Origin of the sequence: Paenibacillus sp. NRS-1782 (genome assembly GCF_050467685.1) — a bacterium.
Classification (GTDB): domain Bacteria; phylum Bacillota; class Bacilli; order Paenibacillales; family Paenibacillaceae; genus Paenibacillus; species Paenibacillus terrae_A.
In genome coordinates, this window is the sequence record NZ_JBITPH010000019.1 from 39724 (window position 1) to 63789 (window position 24066).

Genomic DNA, 24066 nt, shown 5'->3' on the forward strand with positions numbered 1-24066 from the left:
GAACTTCATGAGAAACTATCGAATTACGGTCACAGACGATCACAAGTATATTGTTAAAGGTCATATTCAGCTTGGCGGCACCCATCCAAAAGGAGAGGAGATCGGATTCACTAACTATTTTATGGAGAAGGATGGAGAGCCCTTTTTCGGCATTTGTGGTGAATTCCATTATGCCCGTTATGATGAACGCTATTGGGAAGATGAAGTGATTAAAATAAAAATGGGCGGCGTAAACATCATTGCAACTTATATTTTTTGGAACCTGCATGAAGAGGTTGAAGGTGTTTTTAATTGGAGTGGGAATAAAAACCTTCGCCGTTTCATCGAGTTGTGTGGCAAACATCAGCTATACGTTATGATTCGGATCGGACCCTTCAATCATGGTGAAATCCGAAACGGCGGTATGCCGGATTGGTTATTCGGTCGGCCCTTTGAGGTTCGTTCTAATGATGAGGGGTATCTGTTTTATACAAGAAGAATGTATAACCAAATCGGTGCGCAGGTTAAAGGATTGTTATATAAGGAGGGGGGGCCGATTATCGGCACCCAAATCGAAAACGAGCATTATCATTCATCTGCTCAGTGGGCATTGACTGTAGGAATTAATGATATGTGGTTAAACAGTGGAAGTGACGGTAATTCGCATCTGTTAAAACTTAAAGAAATAGCTCTGGAAGCGGGGATTGATACTCCGATCTATACGTGCACAGGATGGGGAGGAGCCACAACGCCTGTACCTGATATGCTGCCCCTATGGGGCGGATATGCCTACTGGCCATGGATCTACTACGAAGAGGGCCGTCTGGAGGGGATGGACGAGCATCCTGCGACACCGGAATACATTTTTCGAGACAAGCATAATAACAAGATTCCAAGGAGCTACAATTTCGAGCCGCTATATGCCCCTGAAGATTATCCGTACGCTTGCTGCGAGATGGGTGGCGGTATGGTTCAGTTTTATAAATACCGGTTTGCCTTTCCCTATCGCAGTGTTCCAGCGATGACTGTCATGAAGGTTGCAGAGGGCTGTAATCTGATCGGGTACTACATGTATCATGGGGGTTCGAATCCTAGGGGTAAGGTTAACCCGTTCACCAATGATCTGGCTACACCTAAAATATCCTATGATTTCAATGCCATGATCGGCGAATTCGGACAAGTAAGGGAATCATACCAAAGAACAAAGCTACAGCATTATTTTTTTTCAACCTTCCAAAAGCAATTCTCCCTAACGAAGACTATTCTGCCAGGCGATACGTCCCAAATGGACCCTTATGATGTAGATACCTTGCGATATGCAGTGCGCTCCAGTGCCGGATCGGGTTACCTGTTTCTGAATAATTTCCAAGACCATGTCGAAAATGTTGACCTGTGCGATTTTAAGGTAAGCATTGAGCTACCCGAGGAAACGATTGTCATACCTAGTCAAGGTGAGCTGACGTTAGGACGTGAAAGCTTCGCTATATTGCCATTTAATTTCAATTTGGATGGAATGAAGCTCAAATATGCAACGGCACAGCTGATAACAAGGATAGAAGAGGCTGGAGAAGTATATTATTTTTTCGTTGTACCGGAGGGTATGAAAGGAACCTATGCAATGGAGTCAAAAGATATGATCAGTGCCACCATCGACAAAGGTTCGATAGAGCAAATGGATGGGAGCACGATCATTAAGGTTGGGGAAGAGGAAGATAGTCTCATCCACCTGGTAGCTGAAAGTGGCAATAAAGTCTCCATCTACACGATGACTGATGAACAAAGTCTTAATTTTTGGAAGGTAAACCTGCAAGGTCGGGACAGAGTCATTGTGACAAGTGCCAATGTACTTGTATCTGGAGCTGAGATCAAGCTGGAATCAACGGATCAGGAGATGGTGACACTGAGTGTATTCCCGGATTTTGACACCCCGATCACATCCATTTCCGGTGGAGAGCTGCTTGAAATAACAGAAAGTGAATTATTTAAAACGTATCATTTAAAGGCTCCCAAGAAAGAAATACACTTCAATTTGAAAAGGGTTAATAACGATAAATTCACTCTTGATTTCAATGTAAATGCGTTTGACGGAATCAAGGAGGCTCTACTGCGTATCGATTATACTGGAGACATCGGTTATGCTTTCATTGATGGCGAACTGATTCACGATAACTTCTGCAACCATACGACCTGGGAAATGGGTTTGAAATCCTTTGAGCATCGGCTTATCGAGCAAGGAATGTATGTGTATGTTTCCCCCATTCGAAAAGGCAAGGTTCTCAACAGCAATACGACCATGGCTGGCTGGAAAGAGACGACGGAGGAACGAATCGTGGACATCAGCTCGGTCAGCATTGTACCTGTGTATGAGATCAAAATCACCATGTAACCCGGGCAGTTTTCGATGTTGATCTCCAGATAAGATGCTGGTCCTCAGAATTACATATAACAATCGAAGTGAGCCCAAAGGGACACTTTTTATAAATTGGCTAGAGAAGTTCTAAATTCAATATAGTATAAATAAATTTATACTACAGTCACTCCCTTGGCGCTGGCTGTTTTACTAAAAAGAATAGCATCCATGACTGAAATAAAATGGTACAATTGATGTGCATTCTCCATGAGGAGGGATACCTGCATGACCATGACCATGACCATGGGACAGATTGTGAACCATCTGACCAAGGGAATAAGCACACCTCACACGACCGTAGATCTGCTTAACCCAGGGCATGTGGAGTTTGAAGTGCAAGGAATTGTAACCGCTTTCTGCGCGTCGCAGTATGTGATAGAAGAAGCTATTTCTCTAGGCGCAAATTTTATCATTACGCATGAAGGCATTTTTTATAGCCATCTGGGGATACAGGAAGGTTTACGGCATGACCCTGTCTTTTTGCAAAAATCCCGTCTGATTGCCGACTCGGGTCTAGGTATTTATCGTTTTCATGACACCATGCACTGTTATCAGCCAGATGGAGTGATGGTTGGACTTCTCCAGGCACTTGATTGGCACACCTATGTTGTGAAACAGCAGCCGACGTCCGCCATTTTGACGATTCCAGCTATGGAAGTTAAGGAGGTCGCTGAATATATCAAGGCCAAGCTTCATATTCGTTATGTACGGGTAGCTGGGGAGCTTTCCATGCCATGTGAACGAGTGGGGATTATGGTAGGCTACAGGGGCGGTACTGAACTGGCCATTCCGCTATTTCTAAATGAAAATGTGGATTTGATCCTTGCTGGTGAAGGACCCGAATGGGAAACACCAGAATATGTGAAAGACGCTGTCTATCAGGGCCGAAGTAAAGCCCTTATTATGCTGGGACATGCTGAAAGCGAAGCGCCTGGTATGAAATATCTTGCTGATGTACTTTCCGCCCAATTTCCAATGCTTCCCGTACACTTTGTTGAAGATCGCCCGGTGTTTCAAATATTGTAATCGAGAACACATCTATTGTGATGATCATCCCGCGCTATTGTTATTTCCGTTCATCAATTTTTATGAAATGGAGGCAAGATGATGGGAAGCAGAGTGATTACGCCATTCAACACAGACTGGGAATTTATAGAAGGAAATTTCACGGGTGCCGAGAAGATGGATTATAACGATGAGCAATGGCGGCTCCTTCAAGTTCCTCATGACTGGAGTATAGAACAATCCTTTGATCCACATATGCTGTATGGCGGGAATCAAGCTTATTTGCCCAGATGGTCTGTCGGATGGTACCGCAAGCATTTTAATGTGAAGCCCTCTTCTCCCAAACAGCGCGTTTACATACAATTTGATGGTATTCACCATAACAGTGAGGTTTGGATCAATGGGCATTTTGTGGGCAAGCGGCCTTATGGATATATTAGTTTTCAATATGATTTGACTCCATATATTCGGTGGGATGAGGATAACGTGATTGCTGTCAAAGTGGACAATACGACTCTTCCGCCTGACAGATGGTATTCGGGGTCCGGTATTTATCGTCATGTCTGGCTGATTTGTACGGATTATATTCATGTAACCGAATGGGGGACTTACATCACCACACCTGAAATTTCGCCAGATGAAGCCAAGGTGAGTGCCAGAATCCAGGTTACTAATCATCATGAGCATGCTGTAGAGTGTAATATTGTGACTGAAATTCTGGACTCACAGGGACAAGTAAAAGGAAAAATTGAAAACCGAGTGACTCTATCGGGCTTTGAAGCGGGCGAAATGGAGCAAAAAACGCGGGTTTTAGAGCCAGAATTATGGTCACCGGAGAACCCGGTGCTCTATGAAGCTCAAACCATCATTTATTGCGACAATAAAGAGGTAGATTGTTATCGAACCCCTTTTGGCATAAGAGAAGTGAAACTGGACGCTCAAAAGGGTTTATTTCTGAATGGAAGCAGCTTGAAGTTAAAGGGAGTTTGCATTCACCATGATTTAGGCTGTCTGGGAGCTGCTTACCATGATACAGCCATGAAAAGAAGGCTACAGAAGCTGAAGGAAATGGGCTGTAATGCGATTCGTTTTGCCCATAATCCGATGGCGCCTGAATTGTTGGATCTTTGTGATCAGATGGGGTTCCTGGTAATGGACGAAGCTTTTGACAAATGGAAATCTCTTTCCTATGAGCATTTATATGATGAATGGTGGGAAAAGGACCTGGAGGCGATGCTCGTAAGAGACAGAAACCATCCCAGCGTTTTCATGTGGAGTGTGGGGAATGAAGTAGAGAACCAGGGCCAGCCGTCCATGCTCAGGATGCTGGAGCAGCTCGTTGCCTTTTGCCATGAAAAGGACCCTACCCGGCCTGTTACCTGTGCGCTTGAGCCGCATAATACACCGATCAGCCTGCGTGATGGTTCGATTGAAGCCAAGGTAGAGCATACCAGGCTGCTGGCACAACGAGTGGACGTTCTGGGGTTAAACTATCAGGAGCAGTGGTATGAGCACTACAGAAGCGCCATGCCGGATACACTAATCCTTGGAACCGAGACTTTCCCATACTATCGTGGTAAAGATAACCGGGTTAAAGGTTATTTGCCCCACAATCCCTGGTTTGATGTCGTTAATCATGATTATGTGATGGGTCAATTTGTTTGGAGCGGGATTGACTATCTGGGAGAAACCAGCTATCCCTCCAAAGGGTGGTCCTCGGGTCTGATTGATACTTGCGGGTTCCGCAAACCTGTATCCTATCTTCAACAAAGCTTATGGTCAGATGAGCCTATGGTGCACATTGCTGTACTTTACGAACGTATGAAGCCGGAACACAATCCATCGTGGACGATGCACTGGAAATCTCCGGGTATGGAAGATCATTGGACATTTCCTGAATACGGCGGAAAATTGGTACGGTTAGTTACCTTCACCAATTGTGAGCGCGTGGAATTGATCGTGAACGATGAATCTTACGGTGAGAGAAAGCTTGCCGATTACCCTGATCATTTAATCAAATGGGAGCTTCCCTATACTCCGGGCACCATCCGGGCTATTGGCAGTATTGGAAATCAGAAGGTCTGTGAGCATGAATTAACCACTTCCGGGCTTCCTTATGCTCTAAAGTTGGAGGTTGATCGGACGGTTCTACCTGCCAATGGTCATGAAATATCTCATGTGGAGGTAACTGTCTCAGATCAAGATGGAATCACTGTACCTAATCAGGAATTTGATGTGACCTTTACACTACATGGTGATGGTCGTATCCTTGGAATAGATAACGGCGATCTCACCCGTGATGAACCCTTCCAGGGAAACCAGATACGAACACACAGAGGCAGGTGTCTCGTTATTGTGCAATCCGGATATCTGGCAGGTGAGCTGTTGCTTCAAGCTTCAGCAGATGGAGGGTTGCAGGGAGAAACCAGACTAAATATTGAGCATGAATACAAATGACCATTCAATAACGGTGATGGCAGTGTAGCCGCTTCTGAAAAAATTCAGGAGCGGCTATTGTTAGTCTAGAAGATATCGGCTTTTTTTGATGTTTCTTTGATCCCATTGTGTCCTGTTACACCTTTGGCTTGGCCGTATCTCATGGTTTCTATTTCATCGACATCCGCTCCCTGATGGTAACCGCCAAACTCAAGGGAGGACTTCATTCAGCAGATGAACCTAAATCCGTAATGGATAACTTAACATCGAAAGTTACGGGGATTTGACTGAATTTATAATCCCAATCCTTCTTTACCTTTTTCCACACTTGAGGTTGCTCAATATACAAGTGCTCGCCAAAACCGGCAACATCGACTTTATATTCCGATTGTAGCTTATGCATAAGAGTTTTAAGCCTCCTTGTTACTTCTTTTTCAAACTCTTTCTCAGCCTTTTTGATGTTTTGTGTCTTGGTCGGGTCCATTTTATCATCCCAGTCTTCAATTAAACGCCCTTTGGATTCAATTTTGACATGAAAGGAGATGTCGTTTCCCTCAGTCACCTTAGTGGTTATTTTGCTATTTACCGATTTGATCTCATAAGTTATAGGTTGATTCCGCTCATCATATGTTTTAATAGCTCCACCCTCAACATCATCTTTAATCCAACTAATACTTTCCACGTCTTGTTGCCCCAAATTGCCGAGCCAGTGGCCGGTGTCTCCCTTAATAATACTGGCACCTGAAAATTCAAGTTCTCCTTCGGCTTCAATAATGTTTTGCAGGATATAGCTTTTTTTGGAATGCATCAGCCCATCCAATTCAGACAAATTGATCCCTCTCATTAACTTGCTGGTTCTGAAATGGTTTCGAATCATATACAATATATGGAAAGAAGGGACCTCGTCCTTATATTTTGTGACCAATGTGTTAGCTGCTCGTCCCTTACTTAAGAAAACCAGGCAACTCGGTCGAATATCATTATCACGAAGCACAAAATCCATTAATTGCTGCATCGCCTGTTGTTTCGCCAGTTCGGTAGAAACCACGATGACCTTCAAGTGGTGACCAATAATCGGGCGATCCAGGCGGATGGAGAGTTGCCGGAAGATTTCAAGTACAGAATCCCCGGTGCCAGCTATATTGATATAGTTTGGCCCTTGTCCACCTGCTTGTTTTGCCGCGTTTCCAAAAGACTTTTTGGGGACGATTTGCACAGTGGCAGTAATTTTATTTTTCTTGAAGTAATAGCTGCCTTCCTTCTCCAGGTCCTGCTCCACTGTGCTAGGCTCACCCTTATCCAGTGACAGTCCTGTATACATGCTTAGCTCCTCTATTTCTCTGCTGCTCCAGCAACCAGCTTGAGTTACCAGAAGAATGAAGGCAAGCAGCAAAGATAGGATATGTCGTCTATACATTTTGCTTCATTCCCTTCTTTCTTATTATTAAAATAATGGAAAGAAGTACCGGGACCAGAAAAAATAAAATAATTCCCATGTATCCGATCGCATCGCCCAGACTAAACACTTCACTCATACGTACAGGAACCATAGTGGAGATGAAAATAAGCGGGATTAAGACAAATACAGCATAACGATATTGAAGGCCAAACACCTGTGAGACACCTAAGGATGCATTGAAGAAAAAACTGCAGAAATTACAAAACATTTGCATCATCCAAATCACCAGCAGCGGAAACTCAAGACGTTCAAAAAGAAACCCCGGGATTTCAAAGCTGCGCATTAAATTAATGGTGGGCCAGGTACTTGTCACAGTAGAATCCACCGATAACCCGCCGACTACCATAACGACTGTCAAAAAGTACAATACCCAAGGAATGCTGATTCCTGCTACCATAGTCTTGGCCGCTTTTTCAGGGTGCTGCAAGAAAGCGACCAGTGTCATGATGACTTCACATCCAGTGAAAACAAGGACGGTCGACTTTAGTCCCTTAACTACTGGAAGAATACCGTTACTCAATACAGGACGAAGATGGTCAATTTCAAAGACCTTTAGGCTAAGGACAAAACAGAGGAGCAAAAAGAAAAGACTGATCGGGAGTACAATCTGGTATAACCGCGCGATGGGATTAATGCCTCCAAAAACCAGATAACTTCCCACCCAGATGAATGGAATTACAATCGCCCAGATGGGTGTCCCTTCAAGCAAAAAATAAATCGTCACTTCAGCTAAAACGCGAATCTCAAAGCCGGCGATGATTAGAAAATATATAATTAATAGCAGACTTAAAAATCCTCCAGGAATGATACCCACGATTCTTCTGGAGTATTGATACACAGTGTTACCGGGAAATTGTTGGCTTAATTTCACCATAAGCAAGACCACGAATATGACAATACATCCGCCGATCAGGACAGAAAGCCATGCATCAGGAGTCTTTACCGTCTCACTAACACCTCTCGGGAGTGTCAAAATCCCTGCGCCCAATACAGTATTGGTCAGGAATACTGCCGCCTGTGTGGATGTGATCTTATCATCAGAGCGTCTGAACACAATATTTCCTCCTTCCTTCGGGTGCTACGATTTGCGCTTGCTTTGCTGAGTTTTCATCATAACGGGTCTTCGTTTCATCATCGTCAAAGGAGCACGAATAAACAGATCCTTCCAGTCGCTTAGACGTATGGGTGTGAAAGGAGTAATATACGGTACCCCAAAGCTTTTCAATTTCGTCATATGGATACAAATTAACAGGAAGAACAATACCGTTCCGAACATGCCCAGAAGGGCTGCAAAGAGCATTCCGGCGAAACGTAAGAGACGCAGGGTAATGCCCGCGCTGTATGACGGTATCGAAAACGATGAAATGGCAGTAACCGAAACAACAATCACAAGGAAAGGGCTAACAATACCCGCATTGACAGCAGCGTCGCCGATGACTAAGCCTCCCACAATGCCCATGGCAGGACCAATAGGTTTGGGCAATCGTATGCCGGCTTCCCGCAGGATTTCGATAGAGATTTCCAGAATCATAACTTCGATGACAGATGGAAAAGGGACTCCTTGACGGGTCTCGATGATGCTAACGATCAGCTTGGTTGGAATCAAACCGGGATGAAACGATATAAAAGAGATATATAAAGCAGGACCCATAAGCGCTATAAAAGCTCCGAAAAATCGCAACACGCGTAAAAGTGTCCCTGGAATCCAGCGCTCATAATAGTCCTCGGGAGATTGGAGCAGCATGCTGAAGGTCACCGGAACAATAAGTGCAAAGGGAGTACCATCCAGCAGAATCGCTATTCTTCCTTCCAACAAAGCACTCATGACACGGTCGGGGCGTTCAGTGTTGTGAGCCTGCTGGAATGGACTTAAATAATTGTCTTCAATAAGTTGCTCCACATAACCGGATTCAGGTAAAAAATCCATGTCTATTTTTGAAATTCTGTCCTTCACTTCCTGAAGAAGATCCGGATTTACAATATCCTTGATGTACGCGATAACCAGATCTTTTTTGATTCTGCTTCCAACCTGAAATTTCTTTATTTCCAGACTTTTATTTAGGCCTTGACGTCTAAGCATCGAAGTGTTTTCACTTAATACTTCCGTAAAGCCGATTCTGGGACCCCGAAGTAATGCTTCAGAGGTCGGCTCATTCACGGGTCGAACGGGGCCGTTAGGGGGCCCGACCAGCAGTGCTTCATTCAGGCCTTCCATTAATAACACGGTATAGCCCAAAAGGATTAATTCGTACAGATTCTCCATATCTGCAACTTCACTGATTTGCGTAAGTGGCATCAAGCTTTCTTTTATAAAAGACTTACTTATGCTTTCCGATTGTTCCTGTTGGCCGTCAAGCATCAATACCTGCAATACCTGCTTGTTTATAAGCCCTTCATCCTGCATACCTTCTATGAAGATTAACACGGACCGTGCATGAAATTTCTTAGCCATAAACTCACGAAAATGCACATCACTATTCTCGCCTATAGCCTCTTGGAGTGATTTCAAATCGGCATCATAATTCCCTGAAATTTTGGAGCCTGTTGCCTGCTGCTGATCAGCGTGGTCTTTATCATCCATTGGACGGTCAGCAGGTTGTTTGGAATTCGCTCCCTTACTTCCTACAAGTGAATATATTGAGCGGTTTATATAATAAATCCCTAATGGAAAAATCAACGCGAGGGCTGCCTGAAATAATGTAGCCCAGCTTGGAATATAAGGTACTATTTTAGACCACATGATGATGACCCCCAAACAATTCAATTCATGTCCCCGTAGAATAGCAGGTTGTCCATAAAGTATTCCTTGTAAAGGATTTATTTACTCATTACACTGTCTGATGACTTGCTATCTCTTCATAACACTTCCGAAGATGCAGAGAAGGAAAGGATATATACAGAAAATTTGGATGGGATAAATGGTAGGAGAAAGCAAAAAAAACCGCTTCTGGGGCATGTTGAATGGTTGTTCCATTCTTCCAGAGGACGGTTTCTTTGTCGATTAATCTATAAAATATATGATGTGGAGTGCCATAGAACTTAAGCTGTTCTGTAGAAAGGATTGCTGCGCGATTTAATTAACGGATAGGGATATCCCTTGTACTTTGACGTTTATCATGCCAATGGATAGGCCCGTATATTTCTCGATGGCTTCCCGAACATTCCTCTGTAATTCTCTGCCTACATCGTACATTCTTGTTCCGTAATGAACGACAATGCTTAAATCGACATCCAGTCCTGATTCTGTCACATGAAGTTCAATGCCATTGTGCAGGCTTTTCCCACTTAACTTGTTAGTGATTCCTTCGACGACTCCTGTTGACATCGATGAGATTCCCATTGTTGCCGTTGCTGTCTTGCCAATGATTTTAGAAATAGTATCTTTGGAAATCGCAATACTCCCCAATACGTTTTGAATTAACATGTAGATTCCTCCTCGCGTGGTTCGCCTCTTCATAATCTAGTGTGATCAGTAATCAGATGCTTTGAATCCATGGTAAAAAGTATTTACAACCAGTGCCGCCGCAGAATTTTTCGCAATATTGCCGTTCCTTACTTGTTGCCATGTTAGAAATAGTAACGAGTAGAGGACATTCATGATCCAATCTTTATCGATATGCAGGTGAAAATAACCTTTTTGTTGCAATATTTCAATCACATGCAGGATGGGTTCCCTTAGCTTCTGATCCGCTTCTTCAATATCCTTGTTGAAGTTGACGGATGCATCATGAGCAAGAAAATAAATTTTGTCTCCTAACGGAATAAGTGCCTCAATCAACTCTGGAATGTAATTTTCATAGTTTTCCTCGTCCAAGGAAATCCCTTTCATGGTTTCACTTACGACTTCGATGGCCCGAAATCCCAGATAAATCATCAGTTGCTCTCTGCTTTCAACATATCGATGCAATGTGGCAATACCAATTCCTGCATAATCAGCAATCTCATTCATGGAGGCGTTTGGCTTGTCAATAAGTAGCATGGTAGCTACATCCAAAAGGCTGTTAAGCCTCACTTGCTTGATCGTTGTCATGTCTTTCTTCATGGGAACTCCTTATTTATTTGATATCATATATTATTAATTGATAGTTTTTTGTATCATTTAATTGAATTTTAAATCAAATACTGAGAAGAGTCAAATAGGAGCATCCACTTTTCAAAAATCATCATAATAACTCAATTTCAGTTTCTTACCTGAATCCCTTGAATTTGAATAGGGAAATCCCTAAACATTTATAATTTGAACTATATTGTGACTGTGATCACATATAGCTCAATCTGCTGTATTTAGAATAGTAGCATAAGCAATATTCATAAGAACGTAGGAAATCTTGTCGAATGAATGGAGGACCGGTACATGACAAACGGTAAACAAAAGCTTGTTGTGATTGGAAACGGTATGGCCGGCATCAATACGGTCGAGCAAATTTTAAAATTAACGGATAAGTATGAAATTACGGTCCTGGGAAATGAGCCGCATCCGAACTATAACAGGATCATGCTCTCTTATGTACTGGAAGGTAGTAAGACGATTGATGATATCATACTGAACGATTTGCAATGGTACGAGGACCAAGGTATTACTTTATATACTGGGAAAACGGTGCGAAGCATCGACGGAGAAAGAAAGAGGATTTACACGGAGGACGGACTTGAAATGGATTACGATGTAGCTTTGGTGACTACTGGCTCTCAATCGTTTATCTTGCCTATTCCGGGAAAAGAATTACCAGGCGTCATCGGTTTTCGAGATATCGCCGATTGCTCGGCAATGCTTGAGGCGGCGAAAACCTATAAAAAGGCAGCAGTCATTGGTGGAGGGCTGTTGGGACTGGAAGCGGCTAAAGGCTTGGTCAATCTCGGCATGGACGTAACGGTCGTTCATTTGATGGAGGATCTGATGGAGCGTCAGCTGGACCCGGAAGCTTCTACGATGCTGAGGGCAGAACTAGAACGTCAGGGGATCAAGTTTGCTATGCAAATGCAAACTGCAGAGGTGTACGGTCAAGATCGGGTACAGGGACTGCGGTTTTCGGACGGAAGCGAACTGGAAGCGGATTTGGTCGTTATGGCCGTCGGGATCAAGCCAAATATTCAGGTGGCTGTGCAAAGTGGCATGGAAACGAACCGTGGAATTGTGGTCGATGATATGATGAGGACCTCCATGCCGGATGTATATGCAGTAGGGGAGTGTGTTGAACACCGAGGGATCTGTTACGGTCTGGTTGCTCCGCTGTTTGAACAGGGAAGTGTAATTGCCAAACATTTGGCAGGTGCGGATACCGAGGGCTATATGGGATCGGTGGTTTCTACCAAGCTCAAAATTTCAGGAGTGGACGTTTTCTCGGCTGGTGAATTCATAACTGCTTCTGAGCATACGGTGATTGTAGCCAAGGATGAGTGGAAGCGCACTTACAAAAAAGTGTTGCTTCGGGAAAATAGGATTGTTGGAGCCGTACTGTTCGGAGATGTGAGCGAATCTGCTAGTCTTCAGAAGTATGTGCGGCAGCAAACGTTGATGACAGATGAGATATATGGACAGCTCATGGGTACCGGATGCAGTAAAGACGGGGCTAAAACCTTATCCGCTGAAACGATGGCTGATGATGAAATTGTCTGCGGCTGCAACGGTGTGACCAAAAAGGCAATTGTTGATGCGATCCATGAAAATGGATTGACCACAGTCGACGAAATTAAGGCATGTACCGGGGCAACGCGGTCCTGCGGAGGGTGCAAGCCGGTCGTTGAACAAATTCTCCAGTATGTTCTTGGAGACAGCTTCAAGACGACAGCCAAGCAAGGAATATGTGGCTGCACAACATGGAGCCGGGATGAGATTGTAACGGCTATTAAAACCAAGGGTCTTACAACGACGCGTGAAGTCATGAATGTGCTTGGTTGGCATAATGATGAAGGATGCTCCAAATGCCGCCCGGCGCTGAATTATTACTTGGGTATGATGAACCCGGATACCTATGAAAATGAGGAAGATTCCCGGTTTGTGAACGAGCGGCTGCACGCGAATATTCAAAAGGATGGAACGTTTACAGTTGTGCCAAGAATGTACGGCGGTGTAACAACTCCAGAGGATTTGAAGAAAATAGCTGATGTTTCTCTTAAATACAACGTTAAAGTTGTTAAAGTAACAGGAGGACAGCGGCTGGATTTGATTGGTGTCCGTAAAGAGGATTTGCCTAAAGTGTGGGAAGAACTCGATATGCCGTCGGGATATGCCTATGCCAAATCTCTTCGTACGGTTAAAACCTGTGTTGGATCACAATTTTGCCGATTTGGTACACAGGATTCTATGGGAATGGGAGAATTGCTGGAACGGAAATTTGAAAGATTGGATTTTCCGGCAAAATTTAAATTAGCGGTCAACGGATGTCCGCGCAACTGTGCGGAATCATGTACAAAGGATATCGGGATTGTAGGCAATGATGGAGGCTGGGAGATTTTTATCGGTGGAAACGGTGGTATAAAAGCGCGGTTGGCTGATTCGCTCTGCAAAGTGAAAACGGACGATGAACTGATTGAGATTGTGGGAAGCGTGATGCAACTGTACCGGGAAACAGGCCAATATCTGGAGCGTACTTCGGAATGGGTGGAACGGACCGGCCTTGAAGAGATTCGGAAGGCTGTCGTGCACGATGTAGATCATCGCAAAGCTTTAATAGAACGGATCGAATTTGCACTGCAACAGGTTGAAGACCCATGGAAAAAGATCATCAACGATGCCGATTCGCGCAAAAATTTATTTGAAGTCGTTACACCGTCTGTTGTGTGAATGTATTTAAAATCATGCCTGGAGAAGGGAGCAATCAAGCGAATGATCAAACATGCTGAGTGGCTTATCGTCGGTCACAGTAAGGATTTTCCAAATAGAATGGGGCGGACGATTCGGTTGGATGATAACGAAATCGCAGTTTTCCGCACTTCGGAGAACAAGCTTTACGCTGTTGAAAATTCCAGCCCGCATCCTAAAGGGGGGCCGCTTACCGAAGCGATGGTATCCGGTCATTACATTTATGATCCGCTATGTGATTGGAAGATTGATTTGGAGACGGGTATCGTTCAAGAGCCTGACCACGGACAAATTAAAACATTCACCATTCGGGAAGATGGAGAAGAAGTGAAAATATCACTTTAATGCACTTTAATGCAAATAAGAAAAGGCTCGGCAGGAACAAGTCCTGCTGAGCCCTTTTCGTCTTGGATCAGGTAATGGTAATGCCTGCGCTCGCATAACCCACGACGGTGTTTACGAGGGAGAGTCCCGTAGCTGTTGCAGAGAAGACAAGGAGCAGGCGAGTCTGCGCAGTTACTGGTATAGCCAATCCGGTAGTGATGCCATTGGAAATGGTACCCAAGGCAATGATGCCAGTCAGTGGTGGAGCTAATGTAACGGTAGCCCCAGGGACCGCTGTAAAGGTGTTATCAGGTGTAGTCGAACTAAACAACTGGGCAGTAATCGTCGCGGTTGATCCAACGAGAGTTAGCGCAGCTGTTGTACTGAAATATCCAGCAATGGATGTAATTACACCATCCCGTGGTACAGAAAAAGCAAAGTTAATCAGTGGCCCTACAAGTGTACCTGTCAGGTCAATGACTCCACCTAAAAGACTAATCCCTGTTGCTGAGCTTCCAAAGCCGATCAAACTTGTGGTTCCAACCAGCCCGCCGAGAATGGTTGTCAAAATTGCTGGTCCACCCGAAGCAAATGGAATGATTGCCCCCGAACCGGTGGCTCCAGTAACCCCTGCTGTACCCGTGGCCCCTGTAGCGCCCGCTGCGCCCGTAGCCCCTGTAGCGCCCGCCGTGCCCGTGGCTCCAGTAGCGCCCGCCGTGCCCGTGGCTCCAGTAGCGCCCGCCGTGCCCGTGGCCCCTGTAGCGCCCGCAGCGCCCGTAGCTCCGGTAGTGCCCGCAGCGCCCGTAGCTCCGGTAGTGCCCGCAGCGCCCGTAGCGCCGACAGCGCCATCCGCGCCCGTGGCTCCAGTAGCGCCCGTAGCACCCCCGGCGGGTCCTGCCGCGCCCGTAGCCCCTGTAGCGCCAGCGGGTCCAACTGGACCCACAGCTCCTTGTGGTCCAGCAGCACCTACCGGCCCTGGTCCACCGACAGGTCCTGGAGCACCGCCAGGCCCAGCAGGCCCGCCAGGCCCAGCAGGTCCAGCAGGTCCAGCAGGTCCAGCAGGTCCAGCAGGTCCAGCAGGCCCTTGTGGACCGGGGGTTCCTGTCGTGCCACCCAACGCAATACTGATAGCCGTTTCGGCGCTTCTGATTGCACTGATCAAGCTGTCTTTAAGAGCAGGATCAAGGGGTTCCTGCAAAATAATAGACAATAAGACCTCCAGCAGTTGTTGCAGTGTTGTTCCAACACCGATCGGGGAGAAAGGAGTGGCTTCCGACGCTACGATAGCCAGTTCCAACGCCGCTAATAAATCTGTCTTAGCCGAGCCTCTAAGTCTCAATTTATGCGCGAGAGCTAATAAGCGCTGTAAAATCTGTTGCAATGAAGTTACATTAGCCGCAGACGGGTGTGCGAAAACGAGTGGGATGATGGCGACTAATTCCTTAATCAGCTTGAGAAGTTCTTCCGTTTCTCTGCTAATTTTAGGTGGTTTGCAGTCCTCGTCTTTTTTTGAAGCACCACTGAACCTGAACGGTTTTCTGTGTTTCATGTTCAAATATCTCCTCCTCACCATTCTCTCTACTGTAGAGGTGACAAGTGGATCATCGCCCCGCTTCGCAGATATAACAGTATATTTTCTGAAGCGAGAAGGGTGAATCACCACACAAAAATTATTATTGGAGGCTTGTACATAAGCTTTAAGAATGTGTACAAAGTATCGTGGACCGAACCAACAGGCACTGACGTTTCCCTGAACTTTATGCCAGAGGAAAAACGAATGTACGGCATTATTTTCTTCCCTAAATGGGTTCATGAGCATCCGGAAATCACTGTACGCTATCAGAACGATTTTATTCCGCTGATGGAAGAATCACGTGAAAAATACGAAACCTATCCTAAATTTGTTGTTCCTGAATTTGCAGATATTACATTCATAGAAAATGCGGGTGTAAACAACGAAGAATTGATTTCTCAAGCGCCCTACGCAGGAATGACAGACGATATTCGTGCAGGTAAGCTGCCAGCATAATCAAACATTTGCTGATGGTGCAAAGCCTGGGTCTTTGATAAGCAGTCTCAGGCTTTTTGTTGTGTGGATTGGAGAATCATACGTCACAGCAGATGTAATAAGCGGATACTTGCACCCGTTTCTTTTATTATCTTGCCGATAGTCCTTTATATTGACACAAAGACAACCCCGGATATCCTTATCCCGGGGATTGTCTTTATGCTCTCTTAGATCCAAAAATCATAAAACTGATCGCGGCTAGAACCCAGACACCCATACCGCCGTAGAGCATGATCAAGCCAAAGCCGTGCACAAGCGCTGCATGGACGACGGCTCCAGACGCATCCAGAGAGGACAGTTCTGGCAAACTCTGCTTGAGCGATACAGTATTTCCGGCAGCTATTTTTTCGGCTACAGACCGCAATTGCACTGCATTGAGAGTCCCGGAAAGGGCACCCTTCAAATAAGACAGAATACCTTCCTGCAAGATGAATCCCATCACAGCGATGTTGATGGCTAGACTGATGAATCTGGCACTCATATCTATACCGGAAGCCATGCCTGCACGGGCACTCGGGACAGAGCCGGTAGTCGTATTGGTCACAGGTGTGTTGGTTAAGCCAAGCCCAATACCAGCCAACAAGGAGCCAGGGAGCATGGTCAACCAACTGGCGTGATCGCTGCTGCTGCCATATTTCATCAAAATGAAGCCCATACCGAGGATGAACATACCTGATGGAATGACTATGCGCGGCTGATAGCGGAGCGAAAAACGCTCTGCCAGAGGCGGAATTACCAAGGTGGGCAGCGCATAAGCCAAGAGAGACAGTCCGGAGGCTATGATACCGTAACCCAGGCCACTCTGGAAATAGATCGGCAGATAGATCATGAACGGCCAGAAACTGAAGTTCATGCCGATGGAGCCAAGGAGAGCGCCAGAGAAATTACGTATCTTGAATACGGAAAAGTCAAACATTGGATGGGCGCTGAGCTTTTCCGCAAATAGAAAAATAATGAAGCTTATGGCTACTGCAACAAGGATGGTGATGGATGCTCTGCTGGTAAAGCCGAGTTCCGGCCCTTGCGTGATAAAGTATGCAAGGCCAAAAACTGTCAACGAAAGCGTGATGATGCCGATAATGTCCAGCTTTTTCACCTGCGGATCTCTGGACTCCTCTATGCCACCGAAAACAAGAATCAAAGTGAGGATGGTCAACGGAACGTGGACCAGGAAAACCCAATGCCAGTTCAGCACGGCCACGATCATGCCGCCGATGATAGGACCAAAACCGAGGCCGATACCGAACACGATCCCCCATATGCCAAAGGCTTTGCTGCGTTCTTGTCCTTCCTGAAACCGATGTGAAAGAATTGCTATCTGGCAAATCTGCATCGCACCCGCACCTATCCCTTGAAGAAACCGGCTGATGATCAGAACCGATGTGCTTTGCGCCAAGCCACAAATCAAGGATGTAATACCGAACAAGACGAGGCTGATTATAAAAATACGCCTCCTTCCATACCGATCAGCCAGCGTTCCAACAGCCATCAGAACTGTGGCACATGCAATGGTGTAAGCGTTCATAATCCATTGCATATCCTTAAGATCGCCCTGCAATACTTTTTCCAGAGTTGGTAGTATCACTGGCACACTGGAAATTTCGAGGCCGAACATCAATGCGGACAAGCATATAGCAGCCAATGCAAATATATTTTTGCGGGAGAAGGGTAGGCTCACTGAGAGGTCCCCCCAGACTTTTGTTCACCGTCTGGACATCCGCCAGCGCAACTATAATATTGCACCTCATTTATTGCTCCTGCCTTATTTAAAACGTATTTGCTCAAGGTCAGCCATCCTCTCTATTTTTTCTGGTTTGGTTCACCTTTTAGATGTGAGTTTTATTATATAATCACAATCATTCATTTTACATAGCACAATCAATCCATTATGATGATAATACAAAGTAATTAAATGAATTTCTCATATAAACATTAAATTTAAAGGAGGGAAATCAAAATTGGATTATATAGACAAACAAATCCTCTTTTATCTTCAAAGTCAGGCAAGGCTTTCAATGACGGAGCTAGGAAAATGTGTGGGTTTGTCCCAACCTGCTGTAACAGAACGAGTTAAACGAATGGAAGAAAAAGGGGTTATTCAGGAGTATCGCACTATCATCTCTCCTGAAAAAATAGGCAAGGATACGGCAGCCTTTATATTGTTTCGGACTAGAGATTGCCATGCATTTCTTGATTTTGTCCATACCTCTCCACATGTTGCCGAGTGCCACCGTATAAGCGGAGATCACAGTTATTTATTAAAAGTAGTGACCAACTCAACGCACACCCTGGAAGAGTTTAGTAACCAGTGCGATAAGTATGGAACCTACACGAGCCTGATTGTCATGTCGTCACCGATTGAGCATAGACTTCTCATTCATTCTCTGGAAGAAGCAAGTGGAGCTGCTCATTCAGAAAAAGATTAAGAATGAAAAAAGACAACCCCGGATATCCCTATCCCAGGATTGTCTTCATCACGAAAATGTATAGTTAAGCTGATTAAACGGGCGTTACGTCCTGAATCGCTTCTTCTTCTTTCCAAATCACGTTCTCGCGATAGTTTGATCCCCAATCGTACATCGCTCTCAGTACCGGAATCAGGCTTTCGCCATGCTCGGTCAGTGAGTATTCCACATGCGGAGGGACGACAGGATAGACCTTACGAAGAATGAGTTTATCCTCCTCCAGCTCGCGCAGCTGGTTGGTCAGCATTTTTTGCGTAATGTGGGGGATCAGCTTTTTCAGTTCACCGAACCGCTTGGTGCCTTCCAAGCCGAGATGCCACAAAATAATCAGCTTCCATTTCCCGCCGATGACGGCGAGGGTCAATTCCTTATCACAATTAATCAGCTTCAAATCAATCCGGTCTTTTACAGTAGTGATGTTCATCGACCTCCTGTCCGTAGTTACTCCAAGTATACTATTTATGGCTACTATACGCAAAAGTGGATACATCCATTTTGGAAACTAACCATACTTTTGGATACGGACGGACCGGACAGTGACACGTGATGCTGCACGAACAGTTGAGAAGCCTGCGACGGTTAAGAAGGAATGACGATGGTGTTAAATGATTCCGGCTCCAGCTCGAAATGATGTGTAGCCTCTCCAGCGGACAGATTCAGCACACGCGATTCGTGGAACGGATTGGCAATGACCACTACCGTTTGTCCGTCAGCATTGCGGAAAGCAACGGCATTTCCCGTCCATGATCCATGGAGTCCAATGCGTCTCGCACCCGGCAATACAAAATGAGAAAAGTGCTTCATCACGTAATATTCCGGGTTCAGGGTACGCTTACGATCCGCCGGATCAACGGTGATCATCGAATTTTGCTCCCATCCCCATGTGCTCTTGCCCTTCGGCTCCAAGACCATGTTCCAGTAAATATAAGCATTCACGCCATTGGTGAAGTAGTGCTGGTACAGGTTATATACATATTTGGCGTAGTCCCACGAATTTTCTCCGTTCCCGCACTCATTTTCTGTCTGCATGTAACGAAGCTCTGGGTAGCTGGCAGTGGTGCGTTGGATGGCATTCTTACCTGCCCACTGATAGCCTACGCCTTTAATATATTTGTAGGCCTCCGGGTCACTCAGCACGGTATGGGCATATTCATCGAATCCGGTGGATGTTTTCTTCATTAATTCCTCCCACGGATCGGGCGCATTAATGGTACCCAGCCAAATTTCCGTATCCAGTCCGTACTCCTCGAAGGCAGGGCCCAAGTAGTCGCGGATAAATGCACGCAGCTGTTCTCCGGTCCATACACAGGAAGGGAATTTTTGATCGGCAATGACTTCATTTTGAACATGGACCTGATGAATTGTAATGCCTGCCTCGCGGTAAGCCTGTACAAATTTAACGAAGTACAATGCATACGCTTTCAAAATATCTTTTTCCCAGCGCAATGTGCCGTAATTGTAAGCCTTGGGCGATTTCATCCATGTCGGTGGGCTCCAGGGTGAAGCGAACAGCTTCAAGTCCGGGTTAAGCTGTAACGCTTCCCGAATGAAAGGAATGAGATACTGCTGATCACGCTCAATGGAAAAATGCTTCATTTCCACATCGCCATCCGTTTCATTGTGGCTGTACCATTCGAGCGCGTAGTCACTGGCTCCAATAGGGAGTCGGCAAATCGTGAATTTGTGCTCACCCTCCGGGTGGAAGAGAGAATGAAGCACCTGCTCCCGTTCGTCGCTCTCCAAATGGTTCAAGGCCACATAGCCCAGTTCATTAAAACAGCCGCCAAAGCCTTCGACGAGCTGATGCGTTTCCCCCGTGATGGTCAGGTTGGCCTGTGCTTGAGTTTCGCTAAGATGATGAGATCGGGATTGCCAAGCTTGAGCTTTGGAAGTGGAAAACCACTGAATGGTCTGATTGGTCATGTATTACCCTCCTGTGAACGCTTTTTGTATCTCTTCTTATTATAGGGTAGGATCATAGGAGGTGAGATGGTCTGAGCCAAGACAAATTTGCCCTAATCCAAGCTGTATTCTGCTGATCCGAAGTGCCAAGAACACATTAAGAACACATGTCTTTGGTATGCTGATGTCCTAGAATGACCGAAAGAGGTAAATCAATTGAAAAAAAGGGTTCTTCTCGCGGAGGATGAAATTCGAATCCGTGAAGTCATTGCGGATTATTTTAAACAGAATAATTGGGAAGTCTATGAAGCAGGCAATGGAAAAGATGCGCTAATTTGGTTTGATTCGGTGCAGCCCGACCTGATCATACTCGATATTATGATGCCGGAGCTGGATGGTTGGGAGGTATGCCGTCAGGTTCGCAGCCGTTCCGGGGTGCCGATCATTTTGCTGACCGCCAAATCCGGTGATGATGATAAAATACTGGGCTTTGAGCTGGGAGCAGATGACTACGTTACCAAGCCTTTTAGCCCCAAGGTGCTAATCGCCCGCGCGAACGCGCTGATGAAAAGGGTGGAGGGCCATGTGCTGCCTGAGTCGCATGTCCTGCGGTTCGGCACAGCCATTCTCAATACGATGGCTCATCGGCTTGAGGTAGATCAGGCGGCAGTCGAGCTGACGCCCAAGGAGTATGAACTGCTGCGGTTGCTTATACATAACAAAGGTATGGTCATTTCACGGGATGCGATACTTAGCCGGGTGTGGGGAATCGACTTTGAAGGAGACACGCGGGTCGTGGATACGCATATCAAAAAGCTGAGAAGCAAGCTGGGCCGTGAATCACGCCATATCCGGACTGTTTTTGGTACAGGCTACAGATTTGAGGAGGAAGAATGAACAAACGGGGAGTTACCTTTAAGTTGTTCATTATGACCGTTGCATTTTTTCTTTGTTTTTACGGCATGGTGATTTTGTGCCAATTGCTGTTTTTTGAAAAATTTTATCAGCAGCAGAAGATTGGACGTGTGGAAAGCCGTTTGCAAAGCTTCAGTCAGAGCTATGTCAGGGAAGCTTGGGGCTCGGACAGGGTTTCGCGGGAGGCAGCTCGCTTTATGCTTCAGAATAAGAACCAGCTAGCTATTGTCACGCTGGACGGCAAAGTAAAGCTGGATGACCCATTCCACATCAATCTCAGAAAAGCAGACGGGCAGATCGTTAAAATATCGCTGTCTCTGTTTATGAGCCAATTTGGAGATGAGCTGAGGGCAGCCCGGATTCAGTCGGGTGACTCATTAACCGTTGAAGGTGAAGTGTTGGAAACTGACGGCATCTCTTCTGCCTATTTCATTTATCCGGCAGGCATTCAAAAGCCTGGCTCCAAACATATAGGAACCACCTCGGAAGCGTCGAGCACAGAGGGGAGAGTAAGGCTGTCCGGTACGGTGACCGAAATTGTGCTGCCGGATCTGAAAACCTGGAGCCAGCGGCAAGGCTTGCTGTTTAGTGCGCTGGAGGAATGGTTTCCTTTGTCGCAGACTCATTTGGAGAAGCTCAAGAATTTTGAAGTGCTGGAGGAAGAGTGGACGGAGCCTTGGACGGGTGTGCGTAATGCGGTCATTGTCCATCCTGTGCGACAAAGCACCGGAGAGATCGACCTGCTATTCACAGTGACATCGTTGCAGGAAATCAGCGAGACGAATGAAGCTCTGCGCTGGTTCTATCTGTACCTGGGCATCGGGGGTTTTGCGCTGATTCTTATTTTGTCCTTGTTCTATTCCCGAATGGTGACCCGCCCGCTCATTGCCTTGAACAAAACCGCCAAGCGGATGGCTAAGCTCGATTTTACAGCCCATACACCGATAAGGCAAAATGATGAGCTGGGCAGCCTGTCCTACAGCATGTATACCCTGTCCCAGAACCTGGACACCGCGTTGCGCGAGCTTCAGGAGGCTAACCAGCAACTGGTTGAGGACATGGAGCAGAAACAGAGGATGGAGGCTGTGCAGCAGGACTTTTTTTCCAGTGCCTCTCATGAACTGAAGACCCCGCTTAGTATTGTTAAAGGCTTCGCCGAAGGGCTACAGGATGGCGTTAGTGCCGGGAAGCAGGACCACTATATCAAGGTGATTGTGGAGGAAGCGGACAAAATGGAGCGACTGGTCAAGGATATGCTGGACCTCGCCAAGCTGGAATCCGGTACCCTCAAGCTTCGCAAAACGACCTTTATACTGAGCGAGCTGGTGGAGGAAGTCGTGGACAAGCTGTTCCATCTGCTAAAGGAAAAGCATCTGGAAGCAGTCATTATCCCTGCTAATGAGCTGCCGATTCATGCCGATGCCGGATGGCTGGAGCAGGTGATTTTCAACTTCGTCATCAATGCCATCCGGCATGCCGAGGAAGGAAGCTCGATTACGATCCGTATCGAAGGCTCCGGGGAAATCAATACCTTTTCCATTGAAAATAAAGGAGAAACGATTCCCGACGATCAGCTGGAGCAGATTTGGGAACGGTTTCACCGGGCCGAGCTTTCACGCAGCCGTCAGACAGGGGGAACCGGACTGGGACTGTCGATCGTCAAACGGATTTTGGATTTGCACGATTTTCGCTATAGGGCGGAGAATACCAGGGATGGTGTTCGTTTTGTCGTCATATTCGGAGGTTAAGCTATGGCAAAGGAGTCAAGCACTATGAAATGGAATTGGTTGCCCTCACTATGCACGATGGCAAAACTGGGGGCAGGGGTACTATCCCTGTTTTACACGATTCATGAACAATATATGACCGCTTTTATTCTAATTATGGTGGCTGCTTTGTGGGATGTGCTAGACGGCTTGCTGGCAAGGCTGCTGCATTGCTCCAGTGATTTTGGCAAGCAGCTCGATTCGCTGGCAGATGTGGTCTCATTTGGCGTTGCTCCTGCTTTCTTGACCTTGTTCTACCAACTGGGAGGTACACATTGGATGGGGCCGCTTGTGGCTGTTTTGTTTGTGATATGCGGTGCAGTGAGGCTGGCAAGATTCAACTTGATGGCTTTTAGTACAGGCTTCGTAGGCATGCCCATTACGGCTGCGGGCGTTATTTTATCCTTTATGTTTTTATGGAGTGAGCATTTGCGACCCGAATTATTGCTTGGGCTCATGGTAGTGCTGTCTTTCTTGATGATTAGCCGTATTCCGTTCCCGTCCTTCAAAAAAAAACCGATCAGGAGGTAGCACC

General features: G+C 46.0%; 18 protein-coding genes and 1 pseudogene. 10 read left to right on the forward strand and 9 right to left on the reverse strand.

Annotated elements, in window-relative coordinates:
- Positions 1-7 precede the first annotated feature (7 nt).
- From ACIFQM_RS08395 to ACIFQM_RS08405, 3 genes are all read left to right on the forward strand, one after another.
- Complete coding sequence (locus ACIFQM_RS08395; protein ID WP_430038421.1) at positions 8-2365, forward strand: beta-galactosidase; 2358 nt, start codon at positions 8-10, stop codon at positions 2363-2365.
- Positions 2366-2620: 255 nt separating this feature from the next.
- Complete coding sequence (locus ACIFQM_RS08400) at positions 2621-3415, forward strand: Nif3-like dinuclear metal center hexameric protein (protein ID WP_430038419.1); 795 nt, start codon at positions 2621-2623, stop codon at positions 3413-3415.
- A gap of 81 nt (positions 3416-3496) precedes the next feature.
- Positions 3497-5851 carry a glycoside hydrolase family 2 TIM barrel-domain containing protein gene (locus ACIFQM_RS08405; RefSeq protein ID WP_430046647.1) on the forward strand — a complete coding sequence of 785 codons (2355 nt, stop codon included), beginning with the start codon at positions 3497-3499 and terminating at the stop codon, positions 5849-5851.
- A 202-nt stretch (positions 5852-6053) separates the two neighbouring features.
- On the opposite strand, the gene ACIFQM_RS08410 is transcribed toward ACIFQM_RS08405, so the two are convergent.
- The 5 genes from ACIFQM_RS08410 to ACIFQM_RS08430 all read right to left on the reverse strand — a co-directional run bounded on the left by ACIFQM_RS08410 (position 6054) and on the right by ACIFQM_RS08430 (position 11331).
- Positions 6054-7247 carry a Ger(x)C family spore germination protein gene (locus ACIFQM_RS08410; protein ID WP_430038415.1) on the reverse strand — a complete coding sequence of 398 codons (1194 nt, stop codon included), beginning with the start codon at positions 7245-7247 and terminating at the stop codon, positions 6054-6056.
- Positions 7240-8343 (reverse strand): GerAB/ArcD/ProY family transporter, encoded by a 1104-nt coding sequence (locus ACIFQM_RS08415; RefSeq protein ID WP_430038413.1) that lies wholly within the window; start codon positions 8341-8343, stop codon positions 7240-7242. The genes ACIFQM_RS08410 and ACIFQM_RS08415 overlap by 8 nt, the downstream gene beginning before the upstream one ends.
- A 24-nt stretch (positions 8344-8367) precedes the next feature.
- On the reverse strand, positions 8368-10029 hold the full coding sequence (locus ACIFQM_RS08420; RefSeq protein ID WP_430038411.1) for a spore germination protein: 1662 nt from the start codon (positions 10027-10029) through the stop codon (positions 8368-8370).
- 333 nt (positions 10030-10362) lie between these two features.
- Positions 10363-10713, reverse strand: a complete 351-nt coding sequence (locus ACIFQM_RS08425) for an Asp23/Gls24 family envelope stress response protein (protein WP_430038409.1) — start codon at positions 10711-10713, stop codon at positions 10363-10365.
- Positions 10714-10758: 45 nt separating this feature from the next.
- A complete protein-coding gene (locus ACIFQM_RS08430; protein WP_430065256.1) occupies positions 10759-11331 on the reverse strand; it encodes a TetR/AcrR family transcriptional regulator in 573 nt (190 codons plus the stop codon).
- A gap of 312 nt (positions 11332-11643) precedes the next feature.
- Here ACIFQM_RS08430 and nirB point away from each other — a divergent pair, with 312 nt between their 5' ends.
- Positions 11644-14073: a nitrite reductase large subunit NirB gene (gene nirB / locus ACIFQM_RS08435; RefSeq protein ID WP_430038405.1), complete on the forward strand. Its 2430-nt coding sequence runs from the start codon at positions 11644-11646 to the stop codon at positions 14071-14073.
- 42 nt (positions 14074-14115) lie between these two features.
- On the forward strand, positions 14116-14436 hold the full coding sequence (nirD, locus tag ACIFQM_RS08440; RefSeq protein ID WP_430038403.1) for a nitrite reductase small subunit NirD: 321 nt from the start codon (positions 14116-14118) through the stop codon (positions 14434-14436).
- Positions 14437-14503: 67 nt separating this feature from the next.
- Here nirD and ACIFQM_RS08445 read toward each other — a convergent pair whose 3' ends face one another.
- Positions 14504-15964, reverse strand: a complete 1461-nt coding sequence (locus ACIFQM_RS08445) for an exosporium glycoprotein BclB-related protein (RefSeq protein ID WP_430065258.1) — start codon at positions 15962-15964, stop codon at positions 14504-14506.
- Positions 15965-16114: 150 nt separating this feature from the next.
- On the opposite strand from ACIFQM_RS08445, the pseudogene ACIFQM_RS08450 reads away from it, so the two are divergent.
- Positions 16115-16444 (forward strand): annotated as a pseudogene (locus tag ACIFQM_RS08450) (phenolic acid decarboxylase); the annotation flags it as partial.
- A 196-nt stretch (positions 16445-16640) separates the two neighbouring features.
- Here ACIFQM_RS08450 and ACIFQM_RS08455 read toward each other — a convergent pair.
- Entirely contained in the window at positions 16641-18161 is a 1521-nt protein-coding gene (locus tag ACIFQM_RS08455) for an MFS transporter (protein ID WP_430038399.1), read from the reverse strand.
- Between the two features lie 280 nt (positions 18162-18441).
- Here ACIFQM_RS08455 and ACIFQM_RS08460 point away from each other — a divergent pair, with 280 nt between their 5' ends.
- On the forward strand, positions 18442-18909 hold the full coding sequence (locus ACIFQM_RS08460; RefSeq protein WP_430065260.1) for an Lrp/AsnC family transcriptional regulator: 468 nt from the start codon (positions 18442-18444) through the stop codon (positions 18907-18909).
- Positions 18910-18982: 73 nt separating this feature from the next.
- On the opposite strand, the gene ACIFQM_RS08465 is transcribed toward ACIFQM_RS08460, so the two are convergent.
- Both ACIFQM_RS08465 and ACIFQM_RS08470 read right to left on the reverse strand, forming a co-directional pair.
- Complete coding sequence (locus ACIFQM_RS08465) at positions 18983-19372, reverse strand: winged helix-turn-helix transcriptional regulator (RefSeq protein WP_014279676.1); 390 nt, start codon at positions 19370-19372, stop codon at positions 18983-18985.
- Between the two features lie 155 nt (positions 19373-19527).
- Positions 19528-20871, reverse strand: a complete 1344-nt coding sequence (locus tag ACIFQM_RS08470) for a glycoside hydrolase family 30 protein (protein WP_430047256.1) — start codon at positions 20869-20871, stop codon at positions 19528-19530.
- Positions 20872-21066: 195 nt separating this feature from the next.
- On the opposite strand from ACIFQM_RS08470, the gene ACIFQM_RS08475 reads away from it, so the two are divergent.
- The 3 genes from ACIFQM_RS08475 to pssA are packed head-to-tail and all read left to right on the forward strand — an operon-like array spanning position 21067 to position 24062.
- Positions 21067-21747: a response regulator transcription factor gene (locus ACIFQM_RS08475; protein ID WP_430038393.1), complete on the forward strand. Its 681-nt coding sequence runs from the start codon at positions 21067-21069 to the stop codon at positions 21745-21747.
- A complete protein-coding gene (locus tag ACIFQM_RS08480) occupies positions 21744-23513 on the forward strand; it encodes a sensor histidine kinase (protein WP_430065262.1) in 1770 nt (589 codons plus the stop codon). Before ACIFQM_RS08475 ends, ACIFQM_RS08480 begins: the two co-directional genes overlap by 4 nt.
- A gap of 24 nt (positions 23514-23537) precedes the next feature.
- Entirely contained in the window at positions 23538-24062 is a 525-nt protein-coding gene (gene pssA / locus ACIFQM_RS08485; protein WP_430065264.1) for a CDP-diacylglycerol--serine O-phosphatidyltransferase, read from the forward strand.
- Positions 24063-24066 lie beyond the last annotated feature (4 nt).

Coding starts and splice junctions, on each gene's coding strand:
- ACIFQM_RS08395 (WP_430038421.1), top strand. CDS start 8: ATGAGAAACTATCGAATTACGGTCACAGACGATCACAAGTATATTGTT.
- ACIFQM_RS08400 (WP_430038419.1), top strand. CDS start 2,621: ATGACCATGACCATGGGACAGATTGTGAACCATCTGACCAAGGGAATA.
- ACIFQM_RS08405 (WP_430046647.1), top strand. CDS start 3,497: ATGGGAAGCAGAGTGATTACGCCATTCAACACAGACTGGGAATTTATA.
- ACIFQM_RS08410 (WP_430038415.1), bottom strand. CDS start 7,247: ATGTATAGACGACATATCCTATCTTTGCTGCTTGCCTTCATTCTTCTG.
- ACIFQM_RS08420 (WP_430038411.1), bottom strand. CDS start 10,029: ATGTGGTCTAAAATAGTACCTTATATTCCAAGCTGGGCTACATTATTT.
- ACIFQM_RS08425 (WP_430038409.1), bottom strand. CDS start 10,713: ATGTTAATTCAAAACGTATTGGGGAGTATTGCGATTTCCAAAGATACT.
- ACIFQM_RS08430 (WP_430065256.1), bottom strand. CDS start 11,331: ATGAAGAAAGACATGACAACGATCAAGCAAGTGAGGCTTAACAGCCTT.
- nirB (WP_430038405.1), top strand. CDS start 11,644: ATGACAAACGGTAAACAAAAGCTTGTTGTGATTGGAAACGGTATGGCC.
- nirD (WP_430038403.1), top strand. CDS start 14,116: ATGATCAAACATGCTGAGTGGCTTATCGTCGGTCACAGTAAGGATTTT.
- ACIFQM_RS08445 (WP_430065258.1), bottom strand. CDS start 15,964: ATGAAACACAGAAAACCGTTCAGGTTCAGTGGTGCTTCAAAAAAAGAC.
- ACIFQM_RS08465 (WP_014279676.1), bottom strand. CDS start 19,372: ATGAACATCACTACTGTAAAAGACCGGATTGATTTGAAGCTGATTAAT.
- ACIFQM_RS08470 (WP_430047256.1), bottom strand. CDS start 20,871: ATGACCAATCAGACCATTCAGTGGTTTTCCACTTCCAAAGCTCAAGCT.
- ACIFQM_RS08480 (WP_430065262.1), top strand. CDS start 21,744: ATGAACAAACGGGGAGTTACCTTTAAGTTGTTCATTATGACCGTTGCA.
- pssA (WP_430065264.1), top strand. CDS start 23,538: ATGAAATGGAATTGGTTGCCCTCACTATGCACGATGGCAAAACTGGGG.